18 protein-coding genes are annotated in these 16,769 nt (G+C 69.0%); 4 read left to right on the top strand and 14 right to left on the bottom strand.

Annotated features, from left to right (window positions below; translation table 11 throughout):
• A partial coding sequence (locus ABZU32_RS09090; RefSeq protein WP_354919283.1) for a lectin occupies window positions 1-516 on the top strand: 516 nt, incomplete at its 5' end.
• Between the two features lie 109 nt (window positions 517-625).
• Here ABZU32_RS09090 and ABZU32_RS09085 read toward each other — a convergent pair.
• The 14 genes from ABZU32_RS09085 to ABZU32_RS09020 form a co-directional block, all read right to left on the bottom strand.
• The gene (locus tag ABZU32_RS09085) at window positions 626-1,879 is read right to left on the bottom strand and encodes an MFS transporter (RefSeq protein WP_354919280.1); all 1,254 of its coding nucleotides are present in this window, start codon (window positions 1,877-1,879) and stop codon (window positions 626-628) included.
• Window positions 1,880-1,989: 110 nt separating this feature from the next.
• Entirely contained in the window at window positions 1,990-3,213 is a 1,224-nt protein-coding gene (locus tag ABZU32_RS09080; RefSeq protein ID WP_354919278.1) for an ATP-grasp domain-containing protein, read from the bottom strand.
• Complete coding sequence (locus ABZU32_RS09075; protein ID WP_354919275.1) at window positions 3,210-3,761, bottom strand: cupin domain-containing protein; 552 nt, start codon at window positions 3,759-3,761, stop codon at window positions 3,210-3,212. Before ABZU32_RS09075 ends, ABZU32_RS09080 begins: the two co-directional genes overlap by 4 nt.
• Window positions 3,761-4,699: a hypothetical protein gene (locus ABZU32_RS09070; RefSeq protein WP_354919272.1), complete on the bottom strand. Its 939-nt coding sequence runs from the start codon at window positions 4,697-4,699 to the stop codon at window positions 3,761-3,763. Before ABZU32_RS09070 ends, ABZU32_RS09075 begins: the two co-directional genes overlap by 1 nt.
• A gap of 4 nt (window positions 4,700-4,703) precedes the next feature.
• Window positions 4,704-5,183: a GNAT family N-acetyltransferase gene (locus ABZU32_RS09065; protein ID WP_354919269.1), complete on the bottom strand. Its 480-nt coding sequence runs from the start codon at window positions 5,181-5,183 to the stop codon at window positions 4,704-4,706.
• Complete coding sequence (locus ABZU32_RS09060; RefSeq protein ID WP_354919266.1) at window positions 5,156-6,061, bottom strand: hypothetical protein; 906 nt, start codon at window positions 6,059-6,061, stop codon at window positions 5,156-5,158. Before ABZU32_RS09060 ends, ABZU32_RS09065 begins: the two co-directional genes overlap by 28 nt.
• Complete coding sequence (locus ABZU32_RS09055) at window positions 6,062-6,340, bottom strand: hypothetical protein (RefSeq protein ID WP_354919263.1); 279 nt, start codon at window positions 6,338-6,340, stop codon at window positions 6,062-6,064.
• Window positions 6,333-7,241, bottom strand: coding sequence for a chlorinating enzyme (locus ABZU32_RS09050; RefSeq protein ID WP_354919260.1), 909 nt, complete (start codon window positions 7,239-7,241; stop codon window positions 6,333-6,335). The genes ABZU32_RS09055 and ABZU32_RS09050 overlap by 8 nt, the downstream gene beginning before the upstream one ends.
• Complete coding sequence (locus ABZU32_RS09045; RefSeq protein WP_354919256.1) at window positions 7,238-8,161, bottom strand: amidohydrolase family protein; 924 nt, start codon at window positions 8,159-8,161, stop codon at window positions 7,238-7,240. Before ABZU32_RS09045 ends, ABZU32_RS09050 begins: the two co-directional genes overlap by 4 nt.
• Window positions 8,158-8,388, bottom strand: coding sequence for an acyl carrier protein (locus tag ABZU32_RS09040; RefSeq protein ID WP_354919253.1), 231 nt, complete (start codon window positions 8,386-8,388; stop codon window positions 8,158-8,160). The genes ABZU32_RS09045 and ABZU32_RS09040 overlap by 4 nt, the downstream gene beginning before the upstream one ends.
• Window positions 8,385-9,887 carry an AMP-binding protein gene (locus tag ABZU32_RS09035; RefSeq protein WP_354919250.1) on the bottom strand — a complete coding sequence of 501 codons (1,503 nt, stop codon included), beginning with the start codon at window positions 9,885-9,887 and terminating at the stop codon, window positions 8,385-8,387. The genes ABZU32_RS09040 and ABZU32_RS09035 overlap by 4 nt, the downstream gene beginning before the upstream one ends.
• Entirely contained in the window at window positions 9,877-11,214 is a 1,338-nt protein-coding gene (locus ABZU32_RS09030) for a hypothetical protein (RefSeq protein ID WP_354919247.1), read from the bottom strand. The genes ABZU32_RS09035 and ABZU32_RS09030 overlap by 11 nt, the downstream gene beginning before the upstream one ends.
• Window positions 11,211-12,809 carry a GMC family oxidoreductase N-terminal domain-containing protein gene (locus ABZU32_RS09025; RefSeq protein WP_354919244.1) on the bottom strand — a complete coding sequence of 533 codons (1,599 nt, stop codon included), beginning with the start codon at window positions 12,807-12,809 and terminating at the stop codon, window positions 11,211-11,213. The genes ABZU32_RS09030 and ABZU32_RS09025 overlap by 4 nt, the downstream gene beginning before the upstream one ends.
• Window positions 12,810-13,646: a TauD/TfdA family dioxygenase gene (locus tag ABZU32_RS09020; protein ID WP_354919241.1), complete on the bottom strand. Its 837-nt coding sequence runs from the start codon at window positions 13,644-13,646 to the stop codon at window positions 12,810-12,812.
• Window positions 13,647-14,007: 361 nt separating this feature from the next.
• Between ABZU32_RS09020 and ABZU32_RS09015 the strand changes: the two genes are divergently transcribed.
• From ABZU32_RS09015 to ABZU32_RS09005, 3 genes are read left to right on the top strand one after another with little or no spacing between them, the layout of a single operon-like run.
• Window positions 14,008-14,706 (top strand): class I SAM-dependent methyltransferase, encoded by a 699-nt coding sequence (locus ABZU32_RS09015; RefSeq protein ID WP_354919238.1) that lies wholly within the window; start codon window positions 14,008-14,010, stop codon window positions 14,704-14,706.
• An 18-nt stretch (window positions 14,707-14,724) separates the two neighbouring features.
• Window positions 14,725-15,957 carry a diaminopimelate decarboxylase gene (locus ABZU32_RS09010; protein ID WP_354919235.1) on the top strand — a complete coding sequence of 411 codons (1,233 nt, stop codon included), beginning with the start codon at window positions 14,725-14,727 and terminating at the stop codon, window positions 15,955-15,957.
• Window positions 15,950-16,768 carry a 2,3,4,5-tetrahydropyridine-2,6-dicarboxylate N-succinyltransferase gene (locus ABZU32_RS09005; RefSeq protein ID WP_354919232.1) on the top strand — a complete coding sequence of 273 codons (819 nt, stop codon included), beginning with the start codon at window positions 15,950-15,952 and terminating at the stop codon, window positions 16,766-16,768. The genes ABZU32_RS09010 and ABZU32_RS09005 overlap by 8 nt, the downstream gene beginning before the upstream one ends.
• Window position 16,769: the final 1 nt, after the last annotated feature.

The raw sequence follows: 16,769 nt of genomic DNA, 5'->3' as shown, positions 1-16,769 counted from the left end.
ATCACCGACAAATACTCCTGGCGCTCCGGCGACACCCCCCTGCTCTTCGACGGCAACTTCAACAAAAAGCAGGCCTACACCTCCGTCCTCGACGCGCTCAATGGCAGCACCTCCACACCGCCGCCTTCGGGTGGCGGCGCGATCAAGAGCACGCAGTCGGGCCGGTGTGTCGACGTGGCCGGCGCCTCGCAGACCAATGGCACGCAGGCACAGATCTGGGACTGCAACGGCCAGAGCAACCAGCAGTGGAGCTCTACCAGCTCCAGTGAGCTGCGGGTGTACGGAAGCAAGTGCCTCGACGTGAACGGCGGCGGCACCGCCGACGGCGCCAACGTGATCATCTGGGACTGCAACGGGCAGAACAACCAGAAGTGGCGCTTCAACTCCGACGGCACCATCACCGCCGTCGGCGCGAACAAGTGCCTCGACGTGTACAACAACGGCACCGCCAACGGCACCAAACTCGTCATCTGGTCCTGCAACGGCGGCTCCAACCAGCGCTGGACCCGCACCTGATCCACCTCGCGGCCCGCCTCGCCCGGCGCCACCGGCGCCCGGCGAGGCGGGCCAATGCCATGGCCGCCCCCGCAGATGGTGTACATCTCTGTGGACACCGCACTGGACGCTAAGGCAGGACGGGTTCGCGGACGCCTGCGCGCATGCCGAGGTAGGCGAGGACGCCGAGGGCCGCGCACATCACCCAGACGGCGCCGCCCACGTACTCGAACAGGGCCGTGCCGATGGTCGGGCCGAGGGCCCAGCCCGCCGCTTGGCAGGTGGAGAGTGCGCCTATGTAGCGGCTGCGGAGGATGGGGGTCGGAGCGGCCAGGGCCGGGTAGGCGCCGATGCTGGGAGCGCTGATGATCTCTCCAAGGGTCCAGACGACGGCTCCCAGGATGAAGATCCATGGGCCGAAGGGGAGGCCGAACAGGCTCAGGCCCACGCCCAGGAGGAGGCAGCCGGTGGCGACGGTGGTTCGCATGGGGAAGCGCTGGATGAAGGGGGTCAGGGGCAGTTCCACGAGGATGACCAGCGCGCCGTTGATCGCCACCAGTGCGCCGTAGAGAGCGGTCGGGTAGCCGCGTTGCTGCACTTCGAGCGGTAGCGTCGAGTGGTACTGGGCCTCGGCGACGGCCGTGATGAACATGCCGGCGAGGAACAGCAGGTAGCGTCGGTCCCCCAGCAGATCCTTGTAACGCGCGGTGCCCTTGGGGGCCGGGGCCTCGGCGGCTCGGTTCCCTGTGGTGGGGTGGTCGCTCGCGCGGTCAGCGGTCGCGGCCGGGATGACCAGCAGGACGACCAGGGCGAAGAGCAGGTCCACCAGTGCGTTGACGAGGAAGACGACCTGGTAGGAGAAGGCGGCTGCCAGCCATACGCCCAGCAGGGGGCCGATGGCGGCGCCGAGGTTGAGGCCGAAACGGCTGGCGGCCGAGGTCGTGACGAGGCGTTGCGGTGGGGTCAGGTCGGCGAGCATGGTCATGGCGGCGGGGCGGTACATCTGGCCGAAGGCGCCCGCGGCGAAGCTGACGGCCAGCAGCGGGACGAGCGCCGTCACGACGGTCAGGGCCGCGACGGCGAGGCTGCATAACAGCATCGACCAGATGATCACGGTTCGTGCGCCGTACTTTCCGGTGGCGCTGCCGCCGGCGAACGTTCCCACGATCGAGCCCACGCCGAAACCGGTGACGACGAAGCCCGCCTGCGCGGGGCTGTAGCCGAGGCCGGTGAGGTAGAGGATCAGGAAGAGCGCGACGAAGCTTCCCGTGCGGTTCAACGCGATGCCGAACAGCAGGACGATGGCCGACCGCGGCAGTTCGCGCAGCGTGCGGATCACCCCCGCGGGGGCTTCGGCGGCGGGTGTCTGCGGCGGGTTGGTCATGGGGGACTCCACATGCGCGGATTGATCAAGGGGGTCTACGTGCGCGGGTTGATCAAGGGGGACTCCGCGTGCGCGGGTCGATCATGCGGGGCTCCGCGTGCGCGGCCTGGTCATGCGGGGCTCCACGTGCAGCGCAGTGCCGCCAGCGACCGGTCCAGTGCGGCGGAGACCTCCTCGCGGGTGGACGCGGTGGCGGTGGCGAAGGCGACGCGGGCTTCCATGAGGTCCTTGTTCGGCAGTTGGACGACTTCGCCCGGGCTGACGAGGGGGACGGCGAGGTCTGTCTCCGGAGGGAGGGCCGACTCGTCGAAGGCGATCTCCGCTACGCGGGTCTCGGGCCATGGGGGGTAGGCGAACCTGATGCCGGCGCATGACGTGCGTACCGGTGTCAGGTCGGGGACGGCGCCGCAGGACACGTCGGCCAGGGCCAGGCCGGGGGCCACGCCGGAGGCGTTGCCGCACAGGTAGGAGATGAGGTCGCCGCCCAGCCGGCCGTTGATCTCGATGAGTTTCGGGCCCTTGTCGGTGAGCTTGAGTTCGGTGTGCGTGGCGCCGGTCGAGTAGCCGATGGCGGTGTGGACCTGGGTGAGGAACGTGGTGATCGCGGGGTCGGCCAGCAGCGGGTCGGCGGCGTGTGTCCAGTGGCCGGTCTCCTCGAAGTACGGCGCGTAGCCCATCTCCTTGTGCGAGACGAGGATCGGCATGACCCGGCCGTTCCTCACGACCGAGTCGACGGCGATCTCCTGGCCGGTGAGGTACTCCTCGATCAGGACGGAGCGGTCCGGGGATCGCAGATCGGCGGCCGGGAGGCGGTGCGCGGAGGGGAAGTGGCCGGCCAGCTCCCCGGCGTCGTGGATGAGCGCGACGGCCTGGCTCGCGACGCCGCCTCTCGGCTTGATGACGATGGGGTAGCCGAAATTGCCGGCCACGGCGCACGCCTCGGCGAGGTCGGCCACCAGGACGGATCGGGGCTGTGGGACGCCGCGTGCGGCGAGGGCCGAGCGGGTGAGGTGTTTGTCGCGGCAGGCGCGCGCGGCGTCGGGACCGGGGCCTGGCAGGCCCGCGGCGGCCGCGGCGAGGGCGGTGTCGACGACGTGGTCCTCGGCCCACGTCATGATGCCGTCGACGCCGCCTTGCGCGACGACCTCTCGGACGGCGGCCGCGATGCCGTCCGGCGTCATGCCGGGGACGACGCTGACGCCGGTGACGTACGGCGTCTCCCATTCGGCCGCTCTGCCGATGACGATGTGGACGTCGTGGCGCTCACCGATGCCACGCAGCATGAACTCGCGGTACAGGCGGGGCCCTGTCCCGACGACGACCAGCCTCGTCATACCGGCCGCTTCGCGCCGATGCCGACGAACGCCATCAGTGCCGGGGTCTCGGAGCGGTTGTGCCAGGCGTGCGGGGTCCCCTGCTGGACGACGCAGGCGCCGGGGGTGAGCCGCACCTCCTCACCGGAGTCGAGTTCGAGCCACAGCTCGCCTTCGAGGCAGATGCCGTAGTCGAGGGTGTCGGTGGTGTGCATCCCTGAGCCGTCGCCGGGTTCGAAGGCGTCGATCAGGCCGGGGAGGCGTTCCCGGACCTCCGCGTCGATATCGGCCTGGTCATCGGGCGACGGTGGTCCGGTGAGCGCGGACGCGGGCGGGAAGCGCACGAGCAGGAGCCGCGTGCCGCCGATTCCGGCGAAGAACGGCAGCGTGATCGGGCCGGGGGCCTTCGGGCCGACGGTCGCGCCGCCGTCGGGGCTGCCCCACATCAGGTACATCTCCTGGCCGAGGAGCGCGCGCGCCGTGACCGGCGGGACGAGCGTGTCGCGGACGACGACCGCTTTGTCGTCCGGGCCGTAGCCGGTCACGATCAGGCGTGGATCGATCGGCATCAGAGTCCCCCCAGTCCCCGCAGCCGCTTCAGCATGTCCTCCTCGGCCGCGCGGAGTTCCGCGCACGCGGCGGCCACGCGGGAGGCGTCCACCCGGCCGATCGCCTTGCCGATCATCAGCTGGTTCCTGATGTCCCTGCACCGGCCGACGAGGTCGGCGAGCGCCGGATCGGCGTCCGCGTACACCGGTTGCCGCTTCGCGAACTCCCGCAGGCAGGCCCGTGACCCCTCGTACACCGAGAAGGCGTCGTACAGCAGGGCGATGGTGCGCGCCGGGGTGAGCCACGGTGTCGCCAGCAGGTCCGCGACCCCGTCGAGCAGCGCGTAGGTGTCGTCGTAGGTCCGCAGGACCTCGGTGAACGCCGCCGACGACCCGGCCGCCGCCGCGGCGGCGTCGTACGGGCCGGCGGGGAACCAGCTGACGTGGCGCAGTTTGCCGTTGTCGTACGCCGCGGCGACGACGTCCTCGGGATAGGCGTACCGGCACAGCACACTGGCCTGGTTGTCGTCGAGGATCGACCAGAGGCCGTCGGCGCGGGAGGTGAGGGTGATGGTGTGGACGACGTGCTCGGTGCGGTACTCGGGGGTGTGCGGGAGGTAGTAGACGTCGATGAACAGGATCACGTAACCGGTGCGCTCGACGGTGTCGAAGATGAGCTCGCGTGCCTGCGCGTAGGTGTCGAACGGCACGTACTCGCGGGTGATCCCGACGCGTGCGAGCGCGGCGGGGTCGAGGAGGTCGCTCTGGAAGTCGTACTTCGGCCGGCCGAGGCGGATGACCTGGTCGGCGATGTCGTCGCCGGCGACCAGGCAGTTGTAGAAGGTCAGCGGCAGGTCGGGGACACGCTCGGCGAGCATGACCATGGCCTGCCGCTGGTAGCAGTTGAGGAACGACCGGTCGTATAACTGCTGGTCGTAGTCGTGGACGAGGTCCTTCATGTCGTCAGATCGTCCGGGTCATGAAGTAGCTGTGCGGGTCGGGGCCGTAGCCTTCGAACGGGCCGCAGACTTCGAAGCCGAACTTCTCGTACAACTTCCTGGCCTGCTCGAAGTGCTCGGTCGCGCCGGTCTCCAGACTGAGCCGTTCGATGCCCATCGCCTTGGCCTCCGCCAGCATGTGGGTGAGGAGCAGGCTCGCGACGCCGTCGCGCCGGCGCTCGGGGGCGGTGCGCATGGACTTGATCTCGGCGTGCGTGCCGTCGATGCGCTTGATCGCGCCGCAGCCGACGAGCTGGTCGCCGTCGTACACCGACCAGAACGTGACCTCCGGGACCCGGAGCCTGTCGAGGTCGAGTGCGTACACGCTCTCGGAGGGGGTGATGGCGTGCATCTCCCGCAGGTGGTCCTCCAGGAACGCGGCGATCTCCGGGCCGCGGAGATCGTCGAGCACGATCTTCATGTACTTGCCTCCAGTAGTGCGCACGCGAAGAAGCCCGGCGCGGAGGCCTGCGCGAGGTAGAGAGCTCCTGGCTCCAGGCCGGTCTTGTGGTGGTAGTCCATCAGATTGATCAGCCAGTCGGCGTTGCCGCAATGACCGTACCGGGTCATCGGCTCCTGGAAGTAGAGCTTCCCGCGGGCCTGTCCGGCGGCCATCGCGTTGAAGGTCGCGATGGGTGCGAACAGGCTCGAAGTGAAGATCTTCGCGACGTCGTCCGGCGCGCGTCCGGCCTGGCCGAACGCCTGGCCGAGCGCGGCCCGCGCCACCGACTGCCGGGTCGCGAACGTGTCCTCGCCGACCATGCCGGAGAAGTCGGCGGCGACACCGGTCCCCGCGAGCGTGAGGCCGGCGTGGTCACGGCTGATGAGGCAGCCGGCCACGGCGTCACCGAAGACCGCGAAGGACTTCACCCGGTCGCGGTCGTCCGGTGTGAAGTCCAGCGCCACCAGTACGACGTTGCGCGCGTCCGCGCCGGCCAGGCCCCAGGCGTACCGCAGAGCCTCGATGGAGCTGCAGCACTGCTGGAGCGACACGATCGCGGGAACGCACGCGGTGAGCCCGGCGGCGCGCATGACGTCGACGGCCACGTCCCTGCCGAGCAGGCCGAGCACGCCGTCGGAGGTCGCGAGCACGAGCCGGTCCACCTCGGCCGCGCGGACGCCGTGCTCGCTCAGCACCTTGGCCACACAGTCCACGATGTACGGGGTGACCGGCCCGGTCATCTTCCGGTACGTGCCCGTCCCCATCGCGGCGAACGCGGTGTCCGGCGACACCGCGCGCCACAGGTCCACGAACCCGGGGATGTCCTCAGGACGGCCTTCGGCGTGACCGGTGACGCAGGCGAAGGACCCGATGGCCGCCACTCAGACCTCGACCGGCGCGCCGGCGTCGATCTCCTCGATCACCGACAGGATGCCTTCGACGTCGTCGAGCATCGGCACCCACTCGGGACGCAGCGCGATCTTCCCGTCGGCCTTCTCCTCGATGTAGTTGTTGACGAGGATGAGGATGTTGAGCGAGCTGATGCCGAGTTCGGCGCGTGAGGTGCTCTGCGCTACCTCCTCGTAGGTGAGGTCCGGCGCCATCGGCTGCGTGCCGAGGAAGTCGACGAAGTTCCTCAGCCGGTCGTCGATCTCAGGCATTGGCCACCCGCCTGAACTCGTAGCCGTTGAGGTTCTCGGTGTAGATCCGGTTGTAGCCGTACCTGTCCTCGCCGGAGACCAGGACGCAGCCGTGGTAGTCGAGGCTGATCTCGTCGCCGAACTCGACCAGCTTGTCTACGTGCTCGTACACCTTGGTCTGCGGGATCACGTACCTGGAGGCGTAGCCGAGGCGGGTCTGGTCGCTGATGTTCGGCAGGGACCCGTGGACGCATTTCTCGACGAACAGGACGAACTGGCCGGGTTTCATCTCCATGTCGACGACGTCGTCCTTCTCCGGGTCCCAGCTCGGGTCGATCTGGAGCTCGGAGTAGTCGTAGCCGAAGAAGTCGGTCTTGCGCTCCGGGCTCTTGTGGAGCCGCTTGTTCTCGTCGTAGAACCAGCGCTTCTGGCTGCCGCGGATGAAGCGCAGGCAGCCGTTCTCGCGTCCGGCCGGGGAGAAGGCGGTCCAGACGCTGACGTCCTGCAGGACCGTGTCGTCGTCGCGGCTGTAGGCGAAGTTCAGTGAAGGCGTGGCGGCGGTCGTGGTCTCGCCGACGATGTACTTCTCGACCTGGTGCCAGCCGGTGCCGGCGTCACCCGGCTGCTTCTGGAAGATGTTGGACTTCCAGCAGATGATGTCCTCGCCGAGGAGCGAGCGCAGCTTGTTCACGATCTCGGGCCGTGAGATGTGCTCGGAGAGCGTGTCGCAGTCCAGGTGCCGGTCATAGTTGATGATCGTCGAGTTGTGCGGCTTGTTCTTCGACAGCGCCATCTCGATCATGGCCTTGCTCCAGATCTTCTGAGCCTCGCCGGGCTCGTACAGATCGAAGGGGCCAACGTAGCCGTTGTCCTTGAAGAACTGGACCTGCTCGGCGGTGAGACCGTCGGTCAGCGATGTCATCTGCCCGTACCCTTCTTGTCGAGGAGCCGTTGTGCGTTTTTCCACATGAACAGGTCGCGGTCGGCCTGGGTCATCTCAGCGGGGAAGGCTCCTTCGGCCGTGAGTCGTTCCACGAAGCCGGCCTGCTTGCCCTGCAACCGGAAGATCGGCCAGTCGGTCCCGAACAGCACCTTGTGGTTGATGTTGCGGCGGAAGAACCGGTTGAGCCCGGCCACCCCGTCGGGGGCCTCGTAACCGCTGGCGTCGATGTAGACGTTGGGCCGGTTGTTGCAGAGCATCGCGCACTCGTCGGGGTAGTGGACGCTGCCGTGCGCGAGCACGAAGTCCACGCCGGGGAAGTCCCGCGCGGGCCGGTCCACGTAGATCGGCAGCGCGATCTCGAAGTCGAGGGCAGGGGAGGTCGCGCCGATGTGCGACAGCACCGGCAGCCGGTGCTGCGCGCAGATCTCGTAGAACGGGTAGAGCGCCTTGTCGTCGAGGCGGTAGCCGCACGGCGGGTAGAGCTTCATCCCGTCGAAGCCGTACTCGACGATGGCCCGTTCGAACAGCGCGATCCCGTCGGCTCCCCACCGCGGGTCGACACCGACCAGGACGCGGAAGCGGCCGGGGTGCCGGTCGGTCACCACCTTGTGGTGGTCGACGATCTCCTCGATGGTGTGCGTGCCGTCCTTCAGCGCGTAGGTGAAGTCCGGCATCAGCAGCACGGCCTCGTCGATCCCCGCCCCGTCCATCTCCTTGACGAGCTGGTCGCACAGCGGATCCTGGAGGGTCGCGTCGTGCATGCGGCGCAAGTGTTCCTTACGCGCCGGCAGGCCGCGCGCGTGCATGGCCACGGCCATGTTGTCGATGACCCCGTCGCGGAACGACGGCGGGAAGCACATCTCGGCCGCGACGTGGCAGTGGAAGTCGATGATCTTCATGAGCCCGCCTTCAGGCAGATGCCGACGATGTCGTGCACGTATTCGGCCTCGATGAACTCCACGATGTGCCTCATGGTGTCGATGCCGGTCTGCTCCTCAAGGACGAACACGATGCTCATGAGCCCGATCGAGTCGACGCCGAGGTCGTTTCTCAGGCTCATGTGCGGCGCGACGTCCTTGCCTGGCAGGACGCCGGCGATGATCTGGCAGAGCTCGTCCTCGGTCACCCGTTTTCACTCGTCCAGACGGTGCGCCTGACCGCGCCACGGTCGATCTTGAAGTTCCTGGTCAGCAGACCGCTCTCCACGGTGAGCTCCTCCGCCGGGCGGACGAGAGTCGTCGCGATGCGGTGCGACGGCTCGTGGTCCGCGTTCATCCGCGTGATGTGCGCCTCGACCTCGGCCGCCTTGCCCGGGTCGTCCAGCCAGACGACGCAGGCGAGCAGCGCGGCGCCGTCCGGCAGGGCCACCATGGCGCGGACGCCGGGAAAGGCGCGTTCGATGCCGGCCTCGAGCTCGGCCGGGTTGATCTTCACACCGCTCCGGGTGATGATCACGTTGTTCTTGCGGCCGGTGAGCCGCAGGAAGCCGTCCTCAAGGACCCCGAGGTCGCCGGTGACGATCCTGCCGTCGGGGAGGAAGACGGCGTCCTGCGTCTCGACGCCTTCGTACACGTACCCGGCGACCTGCTGCCGTTGGGCGCGCACGACGACCTCGCCGCCGTCGCCGAGTTCGACGGTGACGCCGTCCACGGGCCGTCCCGCCGTGCCGGCTCTGGCCGCGCCCGGCACGTTCATGGCGATCCAGCCGATCTCGGTGCTGCCGTAGATCTCGTACAGCGGCGCGCCGAGCTGCTGGAACAGGGTGACCATGGCCGGCGGCACCGGCGCGGACCCGGTGTACATGAGCCGCACCCGCGACCCGTACATCGACAGCCATCCGCGGCCCTTGTCCATGCGCTCGGCCGGGTCGGCGGCCATGACCCGGTTGTGGAGCACTTCGAAGAAGGACGGCGGGCCGAGGATGATCGTGGGTTCCACGACCTTGAGCGTCTGGAACATGATCTCCGGCGGGACGACGGTGGCCGCGCAGCCCGTCCAGATCGCGAGGTAGGTGAGGTAGCGCTGCTGGAAGTTCGAGTACGGCATCACGATCAGGATGTCGTCGTCCGTCGTGACCCGCCACGCGCGGGCCGACAGCTCGACGGTGTTGGCGATGCCGTCGTCGGTGAGCATCAGGCCCTTCTGGGTCCCGGCGGTCCCCGAGGAGAACGCGATCGTGCGCACTCCGGGCGGCAGCGCCGGGACGTCGTCGTGCCGCGCCGGGCCGAGCTTGACCGGCCGTTCGGACAGGACCGCGGTGGCCGCCGGCAGGCCGGCCTCGCCGGGGAGCGGCCGGGTCACCAGCAGCGCGGCCAGACGGTAGCGCTCGACGAACGCGCCGATCTCCGCCGGTTCGTGACGGTTCTCCGCGGGGATGGCGACGGGGACGCAGCCGAGCGCGAGCAGCGCGAGGTCGGCGAGGATCCACTCGTAGGAGTTCGGGCCGAGCAGGCCGACGAGGTCACCCGGGCGAAGGCCGCTGTCGCGCAGCTCGGACATGAGCCGGACGGCGTCGTCGTGGGTCTCGCCGTAGGTCTTGACCAGCGTGGTCCCGTCGCGCGCCACGAACCGCATCCGCTGCGCGGGATGCTCGGCGAGCTTGTCCACCAAGGAGTCAACGAACATGGATGTGTTCCTGGACGTACTCGACGGACCGCATGGGCCCGAGGCGTAACTCCTCGACCAGCGGCTTCAGCAGGCCGAGCTCCGCCGGGCCGTACGTGGCGTGGAAGGTGAGCGCGGGGCCGGGGCCGGGGAGCAGCAGGACCTCGGCCAGGCAGCGGGCCAGCGACCGCAGCCCGGCGACCACCACGTCCGGCTCGACGACGAGAACGGGGCCGTCGAGCGCGAGCGCGCCGACCTGTGCCAGGTAGGACAACTGGAGGAACATGCCGTCGCTGTCGGGGAACGTGCCGAGGCCGCGGTCCACGTAGCGCAGACATTCGGCCAGGTAGTACGCGATGACGTCGGCCTTGTCCAGCCCGAGCTGCTCGGCCCACACCTCGGCGAGGACCAGGACGCCGAACACGTCGGCGGCCGTCTCCTGGAGCACTCCGACGGCCCATTTGTCGGCAGTCCGCAGCGGGCCGAAGTCGGTCGCGGGCCGGTGCACGAAGTGGCCGAACTCGTGGCCGAGCACACCGAGCGTCGGAATGCCGGCGAACCGCTCGTCCGCCGGGTCGAACCCGTTCCCCCCGCGCACGTACCGCGCGGAGAGCGGCCCGGACACCGTGTCGAGGATGGCGCGGTGGGTGTTGCGGAAGTAGTAGGTCTTCATGTACGGCGACCGGCCGACGCCTTCGTCCTCCGGCAGGAAGTACGCGATGTGCTTGGGGTGCAGGTTCCCCTCACCGGCCATGAAGAACAACCGGGTCGCGCCGAACGCCGGCAGGTCGCCGAGCCGGAGGTCGACCATGAGCGTGCGCAGGTACGGCTCGACCTTGTCGCGCTCGGCGAGCGCGGCGTCCACGAACCGCTGTCCCGTCTCGTCGCCCCGGCAGGCGAACGCCGTCGGCAACCCGCCGGGGTCCTTCCCCGACCAGGTGCCGAGGTGGTTGGCGACGAGCGTCACGTCCTCACGCAGCTCCGCGAGCTCGCACAACGCCTCGGTCGTGTAGCCGTGCTCGACGGCGTCGGCGCGCAGCGCGAGCGCGCGCCGGCCGGCGTCGTCCGGCAGGTGCTTGGCGATGTCACGCATCGCGGAGGCGACCAGCGCCGGAGCGTGGAACCGCCGCGTGTCCTCCCCCGCCGTCTCCTTGAGGTGCTGCCATTCGGCGTCGATGACCGTCTTCAGCGCGGCCAGCCCGGCGAGGAGACCTCCCCCGAGGTCCGGGGTCTCGGCCGCGAGGTCGAGGCACGCCAGCTGGTAGGCCTCGGACGGCGGCCAGAAGGCGCCGCGCCAGTGGCGGTAGGTCCCGGCGGCGGCCTTGTTGCGTACGTAGTCGAACCTCATGCGTTCTCCCTCGAGTCGGCGGTGACCAGGGCCGCGCCTTTCTCGCCGATCATCATGCTCGCGGCGTTCGTGTTGCCGGAGACCATGGCCGGCATCACCGACGCGTCGATCACGCGCAGCCCGGACAGGCCGTGGACGCGCAACCGGTGGTCGACGACGGACATCGGGTCGGGGCCCATCCGGCACGTCCCCACCGGGTGGTAGGAGGTGTCGCCGTTCTCCCGCGCGTAGGCGACCAGGTCGTCGTCGGTCTGGACGTCCTTTCCCGGGATCAGCTCGAACGCGCGGAACGCGTCGAGCGCCGGATCCTCGACGACGCGGCGCGCGACGCGCATCCCGGCGACCAGCCGCGCGCGGTCGGCCTCGTCGGCGAGGAAACGCGGCCGGATCGCCGGAGGGGCCGTCGCGTCGGCGGACCTGATGTGGATGGACCCGGCGGACTCCGGCCGCAGCGGATAGACGCCGACGGTCATACCGGGCGCGGTGTCGAGCCGCCGGGTCGCTCCCGCGCCGTAGCTGGCCGGGGCGAAGTGGAACTGGATGTCGGGCCGCGGCTCGGCGTCGGACGAGCGGACGAAGCCGTGGCCGAGCGCGATGGGAAGGCTGAGCAGGCCGCGGCGGCGCGTCAGGTACGTCGCGACCTCGCGGGCCAGGCGCAGGCCGCGCGAGCGCTCGTTGAAGGTGATGGGACGGGTGACCCGCCAGCGCAGCCGGGTCGCGTAGTGGTCGCGGAAGTGCTCGCCCACCCCTGGCAGGTGGTGCACGACCGGCACCCCGGCCGCGGCGAGCACGTCGGCGGAGCCGACCCCCGACAGTTCGAGCAGTTGCGGCGACTGGACGGTCCCGGCGCTGACGATCACCTCGCGGCCGCAGTCGGCCTGCCGGCTGCGGCCCTGGTGGCGGTAGGTGACGCCGACGCAGCGTTTGCCGTCGAACCTGAGGCGGGTGACGTGCGCGTCGGTGAGCACGGTCAGGTTGGGCCGGCGCAGCGCACGGTGGAGATACGTCCCGGCGACCGACGAGCGGCGGCCACCGTCGTGGTTGACCTGGTAGTAGCCGAATCCTTCCTGGTCGCCGGAGTTGTAGTCGGGGTTCTCCGGGTATCCGGCCTTCTGCGCGGCCAGCAGGAACGCGTCGCACAGCTCGTCCCGCTCACGCGGCAGTCCGACGCTGATCAGCCCTTCGCCGCCCCGGCTCGGCCCGCCGATCCCCGTACGCTCCAGGCTCTTGAAGTACGGCAGGACGCCGGCCCACGACCAGCCGGGGTTGCCGAGGCGTTCCCACTCGTCGTAGTCCTCGCGCTGACCGCGGACGAAGATCATGCCGTTGATCTGGTTGGACCCGCCGAGCAGGCGTCCGCGTGGAATGCTCACGCTCCGGCCGCCGATCGTCGGATCGGCGTCGGTCTCGAAGCACCAGTCGTACCTGGGGTTCCCCATGAGGATGGTCTCGGCGGCCGGGATCGACAGCAGCGGGCTGCGCCGCCGCGACCCCGACTCCAGCAGGAGCACTCGTGTGCCGGGGTCCTCCGACAGCCGCGACGCCAGCACGCACCCCGCCGCGCCGGCCCCCACGATGATGTAGTCGGCCCGCATCTAACGGGCCGCCGCGAGAGTGGTCCGGTGCATCAGGCGCCGGTGGTTGACGTCGTCGTAGTAGGTGGCCATGTGCATGGCGCTGCGGTTGTCCCACAGGATGATGTCGCCGACCTGCCATCGGTGCCGGTAGGTGAAACGCGGCATCGTGGCGAACTCCTGCAGGAACGTGATGAGCGGCCGGCTCTCTTCCTCGTCCATCCCCTCGATGCGCCACGGCACGTTGCCGCCGACGTACAGTGCCTTGCGTCCGCTCACCTCGTGCACCTTGACGATGGGGTGCGCGACGTCCACCCACTCCTCGCGTTCCTCGGCGGTGGGAGGCGGCCGGTCGGGGTAGTTGTAGGGCCGGGACTGGACGCGGCTGATCACGACCTTGAGGTCGGCGATCCGGTCCCTGATCTCGGCCGGGAGCGCGTCGTAGGCGGCGTACATGTTGCCGTACCACGTGTCCCCGCCGACCGGCGGGATCTCGCGCGCGTACAGCATCGATCCCGTCGGCGGGTCGGTCAGGTACGCGCCGTCGCTGTGCCACACGCGGCCGCTGTACGCCGAGCCGATCGGCTTGCCGTCGCGGGTCAGATTCGACAGGACGAGTATCTCGGGGTGGTCGTCGGCGTTGAACCGGGACCGTGTGTAGGTGAGCACCTCACCGAATCTGCGGGTGAACTCCACCTGCTGCGCCGGGGTCATCTTCTGGCCCCTGATCAGCAAAATGGTGGTGTCGATCCACGCCCGATAGATGCGCTCGAAGTCGTGATCTGAAATACGACCTGTGACATCGATTCCGCGGACTTCAGTGCCAATGGTTTCCGTAATGGGAATCAACTCGGGCATGGCTAAACCTCGCATAGAACCCGTAGCGGCGACGGCCGGAGCATACGACACCGTCACAGCGGCACGCAAGATAGCGAGAAACTTTCACCCCCCGATATCGGTCCCGCAGCCGGCCGCGATAAGTGCCGCGCCGAAATCCGCTCACCGGCACTGACTAGGCGGTTAACATGTTACAAACCGCTCACTCCCATACGGGCGGCACATAATGGGATCTTGGTCGGTCCAGCAATTGATACAACCCTTTGCCGGCCGCCGGCCGCGTGTTACGCTCCTGCCGCGTGTTCGATGGCTGGAAAACTCAAAGGCGAGAATCCATCCCACTGGCATGGTTTAGACACCGGTTAGACCAGGGAGGGACAGGGTGCCACGATCCGAACCGGAGCTCGCTCGCATTCACGACTATTATTGCCTGCCACGCTCCGTCGGCTCCGCTCCTCAGAGCATCTACGACATCTGGGAGAACGGCGACGCCTTCAACGACTCGGTCACCCCGTCGACCTACGTCCCCGAGTACCGATCGCACATCACTCTCAAGATCCGCATGCTGACCGCGCCCGAGGCGACGGTGCTGTCGCTCGGCTGCGGCAACGGCTTCGTCGAAGCCGACCTGGTCACGCACGGCCGCGACGTGCGCGCCATCGACTGCAACGCCGAAGCCGTCGAGCTGACCAGGAAGAAGGGGGTCGACGCGCGCACCGTCGACTTCTTCGAGCTGCGCCCGGAGGACGCCGCGGACGTGTCGGCCGTCTACGCCGACGGCCTGCTCGGCCACCTCTTCGACGCCACCGAGGAACTGGCCCCCGCGCTCGGCAAACTCCGCGACCTGGCCCTGCGGCCGGGGACCTACCTGATCCTGTCCAACGACGCTCCACGCGACGGCAAGGCCGACTTCGCGCCGCACGAGCACGTGGACGGGTTCTGGTTCATCGCGAGGGATTATCTGCACAAGAGCCTGGCGTCTTTCGGGTTCGAGCCGGAGGAAAGCTACTACTTTCCTTACCAGCGGCCGGTGAGCGGCATGCGCAACCGCACGATATGCGTCGCGTTCGTACCAGGATGATCGGATCCCGCCTTGCCAATGTCGGCTGAATTCGCGGAGCGACTGCTGCCGCGGCTTCCCGAGATCGTCGCGAACCACGGCACCCCGTTCCACATTTACGACGCCCGCGGAATCGTGTCCGCACACACGGCGCTGGCCCGCGCGTTCAGCGAAATCCCCTACCGGCAGTATTTCGCGGTGAAGGCCTTGCCCAACCCGGCCGTCCTCGCGTTGCTGCACGCCGCGGGAAGCGGTTTCGACTGTTCTTCTCCGGTGGAATTGCGTCTCGCGGAGGCGGTCGGCGCGCGGGGCGGCGACGTCGTTTTCACCTCCAACAACACCGCGCTGTCCGAATACAGGACGGCACGCGAGGCCGGCGCGCTCATAACGTTCGACGACAGGTCGTTCGCGGAGAAAGTCGACGAGCTTCCCGAGGTCGTCGCCTTCCGCGTCTCCCCCACCGGTCTCGCCGCCGGTTCCACGCTCATGGGCGACGCGGCGCACAGCAAGTTCGGCGTCCCCGCCGGCGAACTCGCCGCCGCCTACGCGGACGCGGCGGCCCGAGGCGCGCGGCGGTTCGGCATCCACGGCATGACGTGCGCCAACGAGCTCGACACCGGCCGCGCCGCGCAGGCCGCCGCCGACGTCATCCGGCTCGGCGCGCGTGTCGCCGACGAGGCCGGGATCGAGCTGGAGTACGTGAACGTCGGCGGCGGTCTCGGCATCCCTTACCGCCTGGACGACAGACCCATCGACATCACCGCCTACGCGGAGGAGATCCTCGCGGCGCGGGAGAAGTTCTTCGGCGTCGACGGGCCGCGTGTCATCACCGAGATCGGCCGGTACGTGACCGGCCCGCACGGCGTCCTGGTCACACGCGTCATCAACCGCTGCCGCAAAGGCCACCAGATCGCCGGGGTGGACGCGTCGATGTCGTCGCTGATGCGGCCCGCCATGTACGGCGCCTACCACCACCTCTCCCTCCCCTACGCCGAGGGACGGCCCGTCGGCAGGTTCGACGTCGTCGGCGCGCTCTGCGAGAACATGGACAAGTTCGCCGTCGACCGCGAGCTGCCGGAGCCACGTGACGGCGACATCGCGCTCATCCACGACACCGGAGCCCACGGCCACGCCATGGGCTTCACCTACAACGGCCGCCTGCGACCCGCCGAGCTGATGCTCACCAGCGCCGGCGACGTGGTGGAGATCCGGCGTGCCGAGACCTACGAGGACTACATGGCGACCGTCCGCTGGGAGTTTGATCGTGGATAGAAGCATGGTCGAGACCGCCTTCGAGCGCCGGGAGTCGTTGTCCGAGGACGACCTCGCGGCTCTCGCACCCCATGTCACCGCCGGCCTTGAGGCCCTCGACCGCGGAGAGCTGCGCGCGGCGCGGCCGGAGGGGCCGGAGTGGGTGGTCGACACCTTCGTGAAGAAGGTCATCCTGCTGTCGTTCCTGACCCGCCGGAACGAGGTCGGCGCCGGCGGCCCGCGGCGACCGAAGAGCTTCGACAAGATCGCACTCAAGTTCGAGGACTGGGACGACGCCGCCTTCCGCGAAGCGCGCCTGCGTGTGGTCCCCGGCGGCGTCGTCCGCCACGGCGCGTACGTGGCGCCCGGGGCCGTGCTGATGCCGTGCTTCGTCAACGTCGGCGCCTACATCGGCCCCGGCACGATGATCGACACCTGGGCCACCGTCGGCTCCTGCGCGCAGATCGGTGCGCGCTGCCACATCTCCGGCGGGGCCGGCATCGGCGGCGTCCTGGAACCCCTCGGTGAGCAGCCGGTGATCGTCGAGGACGACGTCTTCGTCGGCGCGCGCTCGGAGGTCGCCGAAGGAGTGGTCGTGAGGCGTGGTGCCGTGCTCGGCATGGGGGTGTTCCTCGGTAGGTCCACCCCCATCGTCGACCGCGCCACGGGAAAGGTCACCTACGGCGAGGTCCCCGAGAACGCCGTCGTCGTCCCGGGCTCCCGTGTCGACCCGAACAATCCCGACATCTCGATCTCCGCGGCGATCATCGTCAAGTACGCCGACGAGCGCACCCGCGGCAAGACGGCCCTTAACGACCTCGTCCGCGACTGAC

This window comes from Sphaerisporangium sp. NPDC005288 (genome assembly GCF_040607475.1).
In the GTDB taxonomy this organism is placed as follows: Bacteria; Actinomycetota; Actinomycetes; order Streptosporangiales; family Streptosporangiaceae; genus Sphaerisporangium; species Sphaerisporangium rhizosphaerae.
This window is presented reverse-complemented; position numbering and strand designations above follow the sequence as displayed.

What these genes read in the sequence shown, in the direction of transcription:
- ABZU32_RS09085 (WP_354919280.1), bottom strand. Translation starts at nt 1,879, where the DNA reads ATGACCAACCCGCCGCAGACACCCGCCGCCGAAGCCCCCGCGGGGGTG.
- ABZU32_RS09080 (WP_354919278.1), bottom strand. Translation starts at nt 3,213, where the DNA reads ATGACGAGGCTGGTCGTCGTCGGGACAGGGCCCCGCCTGTACCGCGAG.
- ABZU32_RS09075 (WP_354919275.1), bottom strand. Translation starts at nt 3,761, where the DNA reads ATGCCGATCGATCCACGCCTGATCGTGACCGGCTACGGCCCGGACGAC.
- ABZU32_RS09070 (WP_354919272.1), bottom strand. Translation starts at nt 4,699, where the DNA reads ATGAAGGACCTCGTCCACGACTACGACCAGCAGTTATACGACCGGTCG.
- ABZU32_RS09055 (WP_354919263.1), bottom strand. Translation starts at nt 6,340, where the DNA reads ATGCCTGAGATCGACGACCGGCTGAGGAACTTCGTCGACTTCCTCGGC.
- ABZU32_RS09050 (WP_354919260.1), bottom strand. Translation starts at nt 7,241, where the DNA reads ATGACATCGCTGACCGACGGTCTCACCGCCGAGCAGGTCCAGTTCTTC.
- ABZU32_RS09045 (WP_354919256.1), bottom strand. Translation starts at nt 8,161, where the DNA reads ATGAAGATCATCGACTTCCACTGCCACGTCGCGGCCGAGATGTGCTTC.
- ABZU32_RS09035 (WP_354919250.1), bottom strand. Translation starts at nt 9,887, where the DNA reads ATGTTCGTTGACTCCTTGGTGGACAAGCTCGCCGAGCATCCCGCGCAG.
- ABZU32_RS09030 (WP_354919247.1), bottom strand. Translation starts at nt 11,214, where the DNA reads ATGAGGTTCGACTACGTACGCAACAAGGCCGCCGCCGGGACCTACCGC.
- ABZU32_RS09025 (WP_354919244.1), bottom strand. Translation starts at nt 12,809, where the DNA reads ATGCGGGCCGACTACATCATCGTGGGGGCCGGCGCGGCGGGGTGCGTG.
- ABZU32_RS09020 (WP_354919241.1), bottom strand. Translation starts at nt 13,646, where the DNA reads ATGCCCGAGTTGATTCCCATTACGGAAACCATTGGCACTGAAGTCCGC.
- ABZU32_RS09010 (WP_354919235.1), top strand. Translation starts at nt 14,725, where the DNA reads ATGTCGGCTGAATTCGCGGAGCGACTGCTGCCGCGGCTTCCCGAGATC.